14 protein-coding genes are annotated in these 12,622 nt (G+C 43.8%); 1 reads left to right on the forward strand and 13 read right to left on the reverse strand.

Translation table 11 applies throughout. The features are described from left to right. Nucleotides 1-2,418 (reverse strand): hybrid sensor histidine kinase/response regulator (locus B9J84_RS02435; RefSeq protein ID WP_094123457.1); only part of this gene is annotated, 2,418 nt, incomplete at its 3' end. 149 nt (nt 2,419-2,567) lie between these two features. Here B9J84_RS02435 and B9J84_RS02440 point away from each other — a divergent pair. Further along, nucleotides 2,568-3,149, forward strand: coding sequence for a UPF0149 family protein (locus B9J84_RS02440; protein WP_013856580.1), 582 nt, complete (start codon nt 2,568-2,570; stop codon nt 3,147-3,149). A 112-nt stretch (nt 3,150-3,261) separates the two neighbouring features. On the opposite strand, the gene nadA is transcribed toward B9J84_RS02440, so the two are convergent. The 12 genes from nadA to B9J84_RS02500 all read right to left on the reverse strand — a co-directional run. Further along, nucleotides 3,262-4,323: a quinolinate synthase NadA gene (gene nadA, locus B9J84_RS02445; RefSeq protein WP_026028138.1), complete on the reverse strand. Its 1,062-nt coding sequence runs from the start codon at nt 4,321-4,323 to the stop codon at nt 3,262-3,264. Nucleotides 4,324-4,458: 135 nt separating this feature from the next. Further along, nucleotides 4,459-5,235 carry a tol-pal system protein YbgF gene (gene ybgF, locus B9J84_RS02450; RefSeq protein ID WP_094123456.1) on the reverse strand — a complete coding sequence of 259 codons (777 nt, stop codon included), beginning with the start codon at nt 5,233-5,235 and terminating at the stop codon, nt 4,459-4,461. Nucleotides 5,236-5,250: 15 nt separating this feature from the next. Further along, entirely contained in the window at nt 5,251-5,790 is a 540-nt protein-coding gene (pal, locus tag B9J84_RS02455) for a peptidoglycan-associated lipoprotein Pal (RefSeq protein ID WP_013856577.1), read from the reverse strand. 30 nt (nt 5,791-5,820) lie between these two features. Continuing rightward, nucleotides 5,821-7,158 carry a Tol-Pal system beta propeller repeat protein TolB gene (gene tolB, locus B9J84_RS02460; RefSeq protein ID WP_088718023.1) on the reverse strand — a complete coding sequence of 446 codons (1,338 nt, stop codon included), beginning with the start codon at nt 7,156-7,158 and terminating at the stop codon, nt 5,821-5,823. Between the two features lie 26 nt (nt 7,159-7,184). Next, nucleotides 7,185-8,255 carry a cell envelope integrity protein TolA gene (gene tolA / locus B9J84_RS02465; protein WP_047688307.1) on the reverse strand — a complete coding sequence of 357 codons (1,071 nt, stop codon included), beginning with the start codon at nt 8,253-8,255 and terminating at the stop codon, nt 7,185-7,187. A gap of 12 nt (nt 8,256-8,267) precedes the next feature. Beyond that, nucleotides 8,268-8,711 (reverse strand): protein TolR, encoded by a 444-nt coding sequence (gene tolR, locus B9J84_RS02470; RefSeq protein WP_013856574.1) that lies wholly within the window; start codon nt 8,709-8,711, stop codon nt 8,268-8,270. 3 nt (nt 8,712-8,714) lie between these two features. After that, nucleotides 8,715-9,398 (reverse strand): protein TolQ, encoded by a 684-nt coding sequence (tolQ, locus tag B9J84_RS02475; protein WP_013856573.1) that lies wholly within the window; start codon nt 9,396-9,398, stop codon nt 8,715-8,717. Then, complete coding sequence (gene ybgC, locus B9J84_RS02480; RefSeq protein WP_020977736.1) at nt 9,388-9,807, reverse strand: tol-pal system-associated acyl-CoA thioesterase; 420 nt, start codon at nt 9,805-9,807, stop codon at nt 9,388-9,390. The genes tolQ and ybgC overlap by 11 nt, the downstream gene beginning before the upstream one ends. 179 nt (nt 9,808-9,986) lie before the next feature. Continuing rightward, nucleotides 9,987-10,289 (reverse strand): cyd operon protein YbgE, encoded by a 303-nt coding sequence (gene ybgE / locus B9J84_RS02485; RefSeq protein WP_013856571.1) that lies wholly within the window; start codon nt 10,287-10,289, stop codon nt 9,987-9,989. After that, nucleotides 10,282-10,389 carry a cytochrome bd-I oxidase subunit CydX gene (gene cydX / locus B9J84_RS02490; RefSeq protein ID WP_000270284.1) on the reverse strand — a complete coding sequence of 36 codons (108 nt, stop codon included), beginning with the start codon at nt 10,387-10,389 and terminating at the stop codon, nt 10,282-10,284. The genes ybgE and cydX overlap by 8 nt, the downstream gene beginning before the upstream one ends. Nucleotides 10,390-10,400: 11 nt before the next feature. After that, the gene (cydB, locus tag B9J84_RS02495) at nt 10,401-11,537 is read right to left on the reverse strand and encodes a cytochrome d ubiquinol oxidase subunit II (RefSeq protein ID WP_013856570.1); all 1,137 of its coding nucleotides are present in this window, start codon (nt 11,535-11,537) and stop codon (nt 10,401-10,403) included. Between the two features lie 17 nt (nt 11,538-11,554). Next, nucleotides 11,555-12,622, reverse strand: a 1,068-nt coding sequence (locus B9J84_RS02500; protein WP_404206187.1) for a cytochrome ubiquinol oxidase subunit I, incomplete at its 5' end; no start/stop codon positions are given.

Consider the following 12,622-nt stretch of genomic DNA (forward strand, 5'->3'; position numbering starts at 1 on the left):
AAGCAATACCGTTAGCAAATCGACTTGCTGCTGTGTAGGTAACTGGTGTTTTTCTAAGCTTGTTTGGGTATCGATTAACACTTGATGAATATGAGTATTTTCAATCTCCGGCAACTGTTGTATCAAACGTTGAATCATGGCTAATGCAAGTTCTATGTTTTGATCTTCCACGGCCATATAAAACGTCACCAATGATTCCTCTGCTGAGCCTATCTTTAGCGGCATAGAAGACTCTGGATGATATTGATACAGTTTTTCGACAAATTGGAAAAGAGCATCATCTAATTCACTGTCATCAATGGGCTTGGTGACAATATAATCAGCGCCGGCCGACAACATTCGCTCACGAGTTTCTTTGAAAACATCAGCAGTACAACCAAAAATGAGCACATTACGTTGCTCCCCAACTAAGATCCGAATCGCAGACACCGCTTCTACGCCATCCATTACGGGCATATGGTTATCCATCAATATCAGGTCATAATTCCCGCCAACAACCGCTTGAATTGCCAATTCACCATTCTCAACACAATCGCATGTAAACCCTTTATTCTTCATAAAGGTTTCGATGATGATAGAGTTGGTCCGGTTATCTTCCACAATGAGAGCTTTCAGTCCTTGGTAATTAAGCTTGCGACGTGGCTTGACTTCAATGGTCCCGGGCGTCGTTGTTTCTATCGCTAGCATAACGTGAAAACTGGTACCAATTCCTAACTCACTGGTTACCGTGACTGTCCCATCCATTAGCTCTACAATTTGTTTTACAATCGCTAAGCCCAACCCCGTTCCACCAAAACGCCTTGTCGTCGATGATTCAGCTTGTTCAAATGGGCGGAATATTTTTTCCTGAGCCTCTTTTGCTATACCTATCCCCGAATCCCGTATCCGAATAGAAAGATACCGTTTATCTTCCATCTGCTGCTCTTTTAGAGTCACTTCGACAAAACCGTGAGAGGTAAACTTGACCGCATTATTCAGTAAATTAAACAGAATCTGTCTCAATCGTGCTTTATCTGAGTAATACCAGCGATCGTGAACAATATCGCTGTAAATCCTAAACTGCAGTCCTTTTTCATTGCATAAGGTATGGTAAACACTGTTAATACTACCAATCAGTGAATCCAAGGGGAAACGGGTGTTATCAAGTTCTAATCGCCCTTGTTCAATCTTGGAGAAATCGAGAATTTCGTTAAGCAGCACCATCATGTGCTCGCCAGACTCATACAGACTATTAAGGTGTTGCCTCTGTTCTGGGGAAAGCTCTGTTTTCAATAAGATTTGCGCGGTTCCTAAAACACCATTCATTGGAGTTCTGATTTCGTGTGACAGGGTTGCTAAGAAGGCACTTTTGGCTTGAGTGGAAGCTTGAGCTTTCACTTTTTCCGCTTCAAGATAAACGGTTTTTTGGTTAAATGAATCGATAAGCTGGCGGATCTCATCTTGGCTTCGATACGGCATATCAATAATACCGCCCTGCTTAGAATCACTCACTTTTTTGGCGATTATGGTAATCGGTTTAATCACATATTGATTGATCAAGTAATAACCGATCATAACGCAAACTAAAAGGATTGGAATGATACTCCGTTCGACATTCATCACCAGATCAAACACTTCGTCATTCACTAACCGATGGGCATTAATAACATCAACTCGCCATTCAAAATCACCAAAACCGAAATGACTTACGTTAGCTTCTTCACGTATTATAAAATTATGTTCAGTGATCAGGGATCCCCCCGAATCACTTAAGGATACGCCAAGGTTATAAAGCTCCGCTTGACTGGCAATAAATGTGGCTAACCCCGCCAATGACAGATCGACTGTTGCTACCCCAGCAAATTCACCGTTAACGTAATAGGGCGATGAAGCCGTGATCATCTGAACGTGCGTATAGGCATCAACATAGACTTCTGACCATACCACACTACCGACAGGCTTCTCTTTTACTGCGTTGTACCACTCTTCGTTATCGTAACCATGCGCTTCTTGATTGTTCCAAGAATGCAATTTGTCGACTTGACCGTCAGCGGCTCGATTATAAAATAGGCTACTGTATCGCTGCGATGCATTAATGCTGTAGGGTTTCGGCCATAGCCCACCACTGACGACAACATCATCAAGTATAGTGAACAGCGAAGAGAGCATTCTGTCTTGCTCAGCTTGGTTAGTTGCAGCTTGCCCAAGGCTGACAATGCTTTGGAGCACACCAATAGAACGGTTGAGAGGTTCGCGAATTTGGGCTGATAAGACTTCTGCACGAAGATCTAAATTCTGTTTTAATTCAGCTCGTAGTGGCGCTTCGACAATCCAATAAGTGACGGTACCTGTGATCGCAATAAAAAAGCAGAGATAAAAAGAAAGGGCGATAATGCTCTTCTTCTTCAATGAAATAGGTGCTCTCATAAATCCTTTCAATTTTTTCTTTTGTGCAAATTATAGTGAATAATCTTAGCGAGCAATATGTTGATTGTTGTAAAACCTCACTAAAGCCAACAAATTATCAGCAAAATTCGCACATTGTATCGCTTTAACGTTAAAATGGCTGCAAATACACTCGGCAACTGATGGGATCTGCTGTGAATTTACAAGAACTCCTTACCCAACCCGAACTAGAAGATAAATTGCTTAATGAAGCCAAAACTCAAGGTTTTGTCGCATCCATGGCGTCAGCGCCTAACTTGCTCCCGCCAGAGGAATGGCTCCCTTTTCTATGGGGGGGAGAAGAGATCGCGCCATTTAGCGAAGGCAAACAGCTAGAAACCTATTTCCAACTGATCGTTGAAATGTGGAATGACTATCGCCCTGCTTTGCTCGAAAATCAATGGAGCTGGCCTGCAGGTTGCTCACTCGATGAACAAGAAATAGTGACTGAACATGTCCGTGATTTTTGTGAAGGTTTTCTTCAAGGTTGGCAACTTACGCGTGATGATTGGGAAACGTTAATGCCTGAAGATAGCCAAGATAATGCGCTACTTGGGGGCGTGCTCCTTTCGCTGAGTATGCTTTATGATCCTGAGACGTCCTTGGCAACACTTTCCCAACAAGGTATGCAAGGACTCGACCAGTTTGAAGAAATCTATCAGGCCATACCGGTGATGTTGTGTGGCTTAACGCAGCGCGGCGCTCAGTTGGCACTAGAGCAATAACTTTGTTTTTGAATAGTTTTATTTTCGAATAACGTTAATTTCAAATCAATTTGCTTGCGATAAAAAAGGCTCTGAATAAGAGCCTTTTTTCATCCACTACCACCGAAAGGAATTAGGCATTCCCTTTGACTTGCAAATTTAACTGTTCAGCAAAATCCAACATACGGTTTAATGGGATGAGTGATTTCACTCTCACGGCTTCATCGACGAAAATTTCGTGATCTTTACCGCCTTCCATAAGAGCTGACTCAATCGCTCGAAGACCATTCATCGCCATCCAAGGACAATGCGCGCAGCTTCGGCATGTTGCCCCTGCCCCTGCCGTCGGTGCTTCAATCAATTCTTTCTCAGGGACTAACTGCTGCATCTTAAAAAAGATGCCTTTATCGGTCGCCACAATCATTTTCTGTTGAGGTAAGGATTTTGCTGCCTTAATCAACTGGCTTGTAGAGCCTACAGCATCCGCAAGTTCTACCACACTGGCTGGTGATTCTGGATGCACAAGGATGGCTGCATCAGGATACAGTGCTTTCATCTTACGCAATGCATCGGCAGAGAACTCGTCGTGTACTACGCATTCACCTTGCCAAAGCAACATCTTTGCGCCCGTTTTTTTCTCGATGTATGAGCCTAAATGGCGATCTGGCCCCCAAATTATGGGTTTATCTTCCGCATCTAAGTGCTCAACAATATCAAGTGCAATGCTCGATGTAACCACCCAATCGGCACGAGCTTTGACCGCCGCCGATGTGTTTGCATACACAACAACGGTATGATCTGGGTGTGCATCACAAAATTCTGTGAATTTATCGGCAGGACACCCCAGATCCAAAGAGCATTCTGCTTTTAAGGTTGGCATTAAAATGCGTTTTTCAGGGGTTAAGATTTTTGCTGATTCGCCCATAAATCGCACACCAGCGATGATCAATGTACTGGCAGGATGGCGATTACCAAACTTGGCCATCTCTAATGAATCACCAACAAAACCGCCGGTTTCTTCAGCGAGAGCTTGAATTTCAGGATCGGTATAGTAATGCGCAATTAATACAGCATCTTTTTCTTTTAAGAGTTGTTTGATACTTGCTGTATAGGCTTGTTTTTGCTCAACCGTTAGTGGAATGGGCTTTGGCGGAAATGGATAAATAGTTTCAATCGTATCTAATATGTGGCTCATTGCTCTTGCTCTACGCAACTTCCAAGAATCCGAGCATTGTACACCGCACCTAACGAAGGATCAAAAGCGATTCATAAAATAGTGCCGTCGAAAAAAGAGGCCGCAAGGCCTCTTTTTTATTAACTCAAATTGTTATCAATTCAAATTCTCTTTAGCAACCTTGGCAGACGCACTTGTAGGGTATTCATCCACAACTTGCTGATAATACTTATTTGCTTGCGCAGTATTATTATTGCGCTTGGCAATATCACCTAACTTAACCAGCGCATCAGCACGTTTATTGGAGTCACTGTAAGTGAGCACGGCGGCAAAACTTTGCATCGCTTCTTTATCCTGCTTTTTCGCAAAATAGAGCTGCCCTAACCAGTAATGGGCATTAGACGCAAAATTAGAATCTGGATAATCTTTTTGAAACTGTTGAAACGCTGCAATAGCACCACTGTAATCCCTTTTCTTCAGGATTAAATCAACCGCATTCTGATAGGCAGTTTGTTCATCAACATTGCTGCTAAACGTTCCTGCAATATCAGTGTCCGTTGTCGGCTGTGACGAACTTGCGGTTGTATTCTTCATTTCGCCACGTACGCGATCTAACTCGATAAAGAGTTCACGCTGACGCTGCAACATTTGCTGCATATCGTAGCTATTACGCTCTAACTGGCCACGTAGTTCGCTGATTTCAAGTGCCATATCATCGAGCTGCTGCTGCATTTTGAGTTGAACGCTATTACGGTTTTCAAGCAGACGTTCAAGACGTTGTACATTAGATTCAGATGATGATTGTTGAGCACGAGATGTGCTTGCTGAAGAGCTATTGCTAAGATCGGATACTGGAGCTGGTGCAGCGAGTACTTGACCCGCTGCACTTGCCAGTAACGTAAGCGTTACAATTCGCTTTAAGTTACTGAACATGAGGCGATTCCTCGATTAGTATACGAGAACCGCGCGGCGGTTCTTCGCATACACTTCTTCAGATTGACCAAGAAGAAGTGGCTTCTCTTCGCCATAGCTAACGATCGAGATTTGGTCAGCTTGTACACCTAGCGCTTGTAGATATTTCGCTACAGCTTGTGCACGACGCTCACCTAGCGCGATGTTATATTCAGGCGTACCACGTTCGTCAGCATGGCCTTCGATGGTAACTTTCATTGCTGAATTTTTGCTTAGGTAAGCTGCGTGTGCAGCAAGCATATCTTCGTAATCACCAGCAATTGTCGCGTTATCAAATGCGAAATAAATGGTTTGAGTTTCACGAAGAGCTTGTTCCTTTAGCTCTTGTTCAGAGAGTTGGCCATTCGCATCAATTGGAGAAACTACAGTCGTATCAACGCTATTTGCTGAACCTGAAGTAGACTGGTTAGTTTGAGTACCAGAAGCGTTTGTCGCTTCATCGCTTGAACTACATGCAGTTACTGCAAGTACTGGTAGCGCAATCAGTAGCCCTTTAAGAACTTTATTAAGTTGCATTTTTTTTCCTTACTTTTTGATACTTACTTGCTATAAAAACGGAGACCACGCAGGAGCCCTAACGCGACCATTTGTTGCCGGTAATCTAGCTTTGAAACGCCCATCTATAGACACCATCGAAAGTACATTCGCTTTGTTATAAATAGAACTGTATATGACCATACCACCATTGGGTGCAATACTTGGAGACTCATCGAGCAAAGTCTTTGTTAGAATTTGCACTGAACCAGTTTCCAAATCTTGTTTCGCCAGATTAAAACCCGAATTACTTCGGTTTACCATGACAAGGAATCGACCATCAGGCGTTATTTGTCCACCTAAATTCTGGCTGCCTTGCCATGTCAGACGATTGGTAGAACCGTCTGATAAATTTACTTGATATATCTGTGGTTTACCACCCCGATCCGAAGTAAATATTAGCGATTTACCATCAGGATGCCAGAACGGTTCTGTATTATTTGATCTGCCACTCGTTATTTGTTTCAGCTTCTTGGTTGCCAAGTCCAGAGTATAAACCTGTAAGCTGCCCGTTTTAGACAACACCAAAGCAAGGGTTTTCCCATCTGGCGAGAACCTCGGTGCCCCATTATGGCGTGGGTACGAGGTCACTTTCTCTCTTTCACCAGTATAAATATTCATGATGAATATTTCCGCTTGGCCGTTTTGGAAGCTCACATACGCCAGTTGCTTACCATCAGGTGACCAAGTCGGTGACATCAAAGGCTGTTTTGAACGAAGTACTAAACGTTCATTGTAACCGTCATAGTCAGCAACCCTTAGCTGGTAAGGATATTGTTCATCGTCGTTGACCACCACGTAGGCAATACGAGTGAGAAACGCACCCTTATCACCCGTGAGTTCTTGATAGACCAAATCTGAAATTCGATGCGCATACTCACGCATTCGGTTTGCTGGTACGGTGGCAACTTTATTGAATAAAACATGATCTTTAGAAAGCACCAACTGTCCATCGTTACTTAATGCTTTGCTTTGGCCTTGTGTCAGTTGACCACGCACTACATCTACCAGTTGGTAGTTGATGACATAGTTACCTTCTGCATTTTGCGTAATGCTACCTGTGAGCAAAGCATCAACACCAATACTGGTCCAAGCATCAAACTTCACATCGGTTTCATTGTAAGGCGTTTGTGGCATTTTGCTGGTCGCAATCGGGCTGAATTTACCACTACGTTGCAAATCTGACGCGATCACCGCAGAGACATCCTGCGGTAATTTTGTTTTGCCTTCCCACTTAAACGGTACGATAGCAATCGGCCTTGCTGAATTAATGCCGTCGGTGATCACAAGCTCCAATGCGGCGTTGGCGAGCTGTACACTACTTGCGATGACAAGTAGGCATCCTAACATCAATCGCTTTAACACAAGCTTTCCTTTTAATTTGGTTCTACAGTTAAATTAATGTCTTTCAATTGATTGACTACATCAAGATCATCTTTGGGCAGCGGAAACGTCCCCACCTGCGCCACAGCACGTTTTGTCGCCGCGCATAACCTTGAGTCACCATCAATAATGCTTAGATTACCGACTATTGCTCCAGTTCCCGTTGGAATGAGCCGTAGGTTCACTTTGCACTGTTTACTTTTAAAACTGTCTTCAATCAGCAAATTTTGTTGAATGAGCTGCACATAAATTTCTCCATATCGCTGAGCTTCACTCATTACAAATTGAGAACGAGCTGAACTATTTTGCTCTGCTTCTGTTTCTAACCCAGAAAAAATGTTATTCAGCGCCGCTTCTTGTTCTTTGCGTTCACGCTCCAATCTCTCTAGACGTGCTTTCTCTTTTTTTGCATTTTCGGCCGCTTTCTTCGCCTCTTGTTCTTTGGCTATTCGCTCTTTCTCGGCTCGCTCTGCTGCTTCTCGCTCTTTACGAGCTTTCTCTTTAGCTTGTTCTGCCTCTTTTTCACGGGCAATGCGTTCTTTTTCCGCTTTCGCAATTTCAGCCTCTTTAGCGATGCGCTCCTGCTCTGCTTTTTTTACCGCTTCTTCTTTTATCTTACGTTCCGTTTCCGCTTTTACCGCTCGCTCTTTTTCTTTACGAGCTCGTTCTTCTGCCACTTTACGCTCTTGTTCTTTTTCGGCACGTTGCTTTTCAGCTTCTCTGGCCGCTTTCGCTTCCTGAGCTTGTTGTTCTTTTAGTTGGCGAATATTCTCTTCTTCCGCCTTGCGGTTTTTTTCCAACTGCTCACTTTCGCGGCGTAACTTATCCAGCCGATCCTGCTCTTTTTTGGCAGCAGCTTCACGCTGGTTACGAATTTGCTGGGCTTGTTTTTGTACCAGTTGTGGATCAATCACCACAGCTTGAACCATCTGCCCTGCAGGCTCGGGCTTAGTTAGGCTAAAATCCGAACCCCATAACAAAGCAATGATCAACACTATATGCAAAACAGCCGAGATAATGATGGGCTTTTTGTAATCGCTTTTTTTGGATTTATGATCTTTCATGAACAGTACAAACTATCCTTTAATTTCGGTTAGCAGACCTACTTTTGAAATGCCCGCACGATTCAATTCATCCAGAACCAGTATCACTTCTGCATAAGGCGTTGCAGCATCACCGCCAACCGCAACCGGTGAATCCGGTTTCAACGACAGCTCTGCTTTGACTCTAATGATGACATCTTGCAGCGAAAGACCCCGCTCGACTTCCTCATTATTTACGCTCAACCCGAGACGACCTTCTTTATCTATTTCCACGATGATAAAACTACTATCACTATCACCTTTCAGCTCAGCCGCTGACTTTGAAGTGGTGGTTTTAGGAAGCTCGACATCAACGCCTTGAGTGACAAACGGTGATGTCACCATAAAAATAATCAGCAACACGAGCATAACGTCGATATAAGGGACAACGTTAATCTCAGCTGTCAACTTGCGCTTTTTACGCTGGTAACCCACCATCGTCTATTCCCTACCAGCCATCGCTTGGCGGTGAAGAATGCTATGAAATTCTTCAGAAAAGGTGGCGTAATTATGCTCTAATTTGCTGACTTTATTGCTCAACCTGTTGTAAGCCATAACCGCAGGAATAGCCGCAAATAAACCCATGGCGGTCGCAATCAGCGCCTCTGCAATACCAGGAGCCACCATTGCTAACGTCGCTTGCTTCACCGCACCTAACGCAATAAATGAGTGCATTATTCCCCATACCGTACCAAATAATCCAATGTATGGGCTGATAGAACCCACGGTCGCTAGAAATGGCAGACTGGTCTCTAACTCGTCCACTTCCCTTGCGACAGCAACTCGCATCGCACGTCCCGTCCCTTCCATGATGAAATCAGGTGAAGTGGCGTTAGTCTTGCGTAAACGTGCAAATTCGGTAAAGCCAGAGTAAAAAATCTCTTCTGTACCCAAAAGTTCATCTTTACGCTTTTTGACATCTTGATAAATAACGGATAAGTCAGTACCAGACCAAAATTTGTCTTCGAAAGCATCAGCGTTCTTTTCTGCTTGGGAAAGGACTTTACTACGTTTGATGATCATCGCCCACGAAACGATAGACATCCCCAAAAGGATTAGCATCACCATCTTGACCAATAAGCTAGCTTGCAAAAACAGATCGAGAATTGAGATATCAGCAGTCACTATGGGTTAACTCCAAAATTATTGATTGAGGCATCGCTTTGGGCCTCATGTTCTGATTGTCGATGCATGCTACCTTAACTATTGCTTTACACAATACTTTACCTTCAGGATTGACGAGCTCCTGACAGAAGATCAGTGAGGCTTTTTTCAACGCCGAAATCACAGTATTTATCGTCAGCATATCGTCTAAACGTGCAGCTTGTAGAAAATCGATGTCAACGTGCCTGACCACAAAACCAATGTTCTGCTGCAAAAACGTCTGCTGAGACACTCCAACTGCGCGTAACATTTCAGTTCGGGCTCGTTCAAAGAATTTAAGATAGTTTGAGTGATAGACAACACCACCAGCATCCGTATCTTCATAGTAAATCGTTACAGGCCAATGAAAGGCTGAGGCTGTATTTTGCACAAAGGTTCCAACACATATACAGATTTAGGCGGATACTATAACGCAACTCATTGACGTTAGTACAAGCATTGAGTGGACTTTTACAAAACTTGAAACAAAAAATTAGTGCTGTCTCAAAGAGGCAGCACTAATGTGGGTCGTTAATCAACCTTCGACAGGTTATTCATACACAGTAAATATCAAACTAGTCGAATAATCGTTAGGTAAATTAAGATCGATAATGAAATGTAGGGGCTAAACAATAATTGCCAAAACCATTTGCGTGGTCTAAAGCCAACACCAAAAACCATACTTGCACACAGCGCCCATATCATGAGTGGTGAAATAACCGCGTTAAAACCACCAATGCTCTGAGAATACAGCTCGGGATCCCACATAATCATGGCGATATGATAAAAACCAAGCAAGAGCGATAAGACTCTGAGCAGAGTCTTATCAACCAGTTTATGGTACTCAGTGACTTGCATTGCAAGTTTACTCACTGTCTTTGTCCATCATTTCAGAATGCTCTAACCAAAGAGCGTTGATGATGCCAAATGCACACGCTAAAAGCACACCTAGAATCCATGCGAAATACCACATATCTATGCTCCTTAGTAAAGTGAGTTTTTGTTTTCTTCAATAAACTTGCTATCAAGACGACCAAACATCTTGTAGTAAGTCCAAGTGGTGTAACCAAGAATGATAGGTACCATTACAAAAGCGACCACTGTCATTAAGTTCAACGTCAATTCACTCGATGTTGAGTCCCACATGGTCAAGCTGTTACTTGGTACTAAGCTTGAAGGCATGATAAATGGGAACATCGCAAAACCAGCGGTGAAAATCACACCCGCATTGGCTAAGCTAGAAGCCAAGAATGCGAGACCACCTTTTTCAAAACGCGACGCCAACACAGCAAGTAGTGGCATGGCAACACCCAAAGCTGGTGCGATCCATAGTAATGGGTAAGCGTTGAAATTAGCCATCCACGCCCCCGCCTCACGTATCACTTCTTTATTGAGTGGGTTTGATGCGGCATGTGTATCAATGACGCTGGTAATCACGTAACCATCGATGTTTTGGATCCAAAACCCTGCAGCGACGAAAGTAACAGCAACCAACAAGCCCATTAGTTGAGCGACGCCACGAGCGCGTGCATGCAGCTCATCGGTGGTTTTCATCTGTAGCCAAGCGGCGCCTTGTAAAATAATCATAAACAAGCTGACTAAGCCGCAAAGCAGAGCAAATGGGTTCAACAGACCAAAAAATGAACCGTGATACGTTGGCATCATGAAATCACTGAGTTGGAATGGCACGCCTTGTAGTAAGTTGCCAAAGGCAACACCAAAGATGACTGGTGGTACAAAGCCACTAATTGAAATACAGATATCCCAAGTATTACGCCACTTTGGATCTTCAATTTTTGAACGGTAATCCAAACCAATCGGACGAAGCCATAATGCAGCCAATGTAACAATCATAGCCAAATAAAATCCGGAAAATGATGTCGCATAGACTAACGGCCAAGCCGCAAACAGTGCACCACCTGCCGTGATAAGCCAAACTTGGTTACCATCCCAGTGTGGGGCAATAGAGTTGATCATGACACGACGCTCACTGTCATTCTTACCAATGACGGGAACAAGAGCACCAACGCCCATGTCAAAACCATCTGTGATTGCAAAACCAACCAGCAGTACGCCGATCAGCACCCACCAAATTAGTCGCAAGATTTCGTAATCAAACATTATTCTATCTCCCTGCCTTATGCTTCGACTTGACGGCTAACTTTGTCTTCAACAGAGTTTGCGTTTTGCTCAAAGTGATAACGACCAGTTTTCAGGCTGCTAGGCCCTTTACGAGCAAATTTAACCATCAGGTAAACTTCAGCAATCAAGAACACAGTGTACAGTGCAAGAATCGCAAACAATGAGGTCCATAATTCGCCCAGAGTTAGCGCAGAAGCGGCAACATTGGTTGGCAATATTTCACCAACAGCCCATGGTTGACGGCCATATTCAGCAACAAACCAACCTGCTTCAATTGCAATCCACGGTAGAGGAATACTGAACAAGGCGGCTTTAAGTACCCATTGTTTTTGCTCAATTTTCTGACGGCAAGTTTGAATAAATGCTGCACCAAAGACAAATAGCATCACAAAACCGACACCAACCATCAGGCGGAATGACCAAAATAGTGGCCATACGGTTGGAATTGAATCATCAGCAGCGGCTTGAATTTGCTCTTCCGTTGCATCGCTCACTTTATCGGTATAACGTTTTAGCAATAAGCCGTAGCCCAAATCGCCTTTCACTTCTTCAAAAGCGGCAATGTTTGCTGGCGATTTTTCGCCTGCACGTAATTTCTCTAACAGTTCATAGGCATACATACCGTTACGAATTCGGTCAACGTGTTGATCGCGTAGATCGCGTAACCCTGTGACTTCGGTATCCAGTGAACGTGTAGCGATAATACCCATCACGTACGGAATTTTTACTGCATAATCGGTGTGCATGGCGTCTTGGTTAGGCAAACCAAACAGTGTAAATGCAGCCGGTGCAGGTTCCGTGTGCCACTCAGCTTCAATCGCAGCCAGCTTCACCTTTTGAACTTCACCCACTTCATATCCTGATTCATCACCAAGCACAATCACGGACAAAATAGCAGCCATGCCGAATGATGCAGCGATAGCGAATGAGCGGCGTGCAAACGCAACGTCTCGACCTTTCAGCAAGTAATATGAACTAATACCAAGAATGAACATCGCGCCAGTGGTGTAACCAGAAGCTACGGTATGCACAAATTTCACTTGAGCGACAGGGTTGAAAACGAC

Origin of the sequence: Vibrio sp. V03_P4A6T147 (genome assembly GCF_002241085.1) — a bacterium.
Classification (GTDB): domain Bacteria; phylum Pseudomonadota; class Gammaproteobacteria; order Enterobacterales; family Vibrionaceae; genus Vibrio; species Vibrio anguillarum.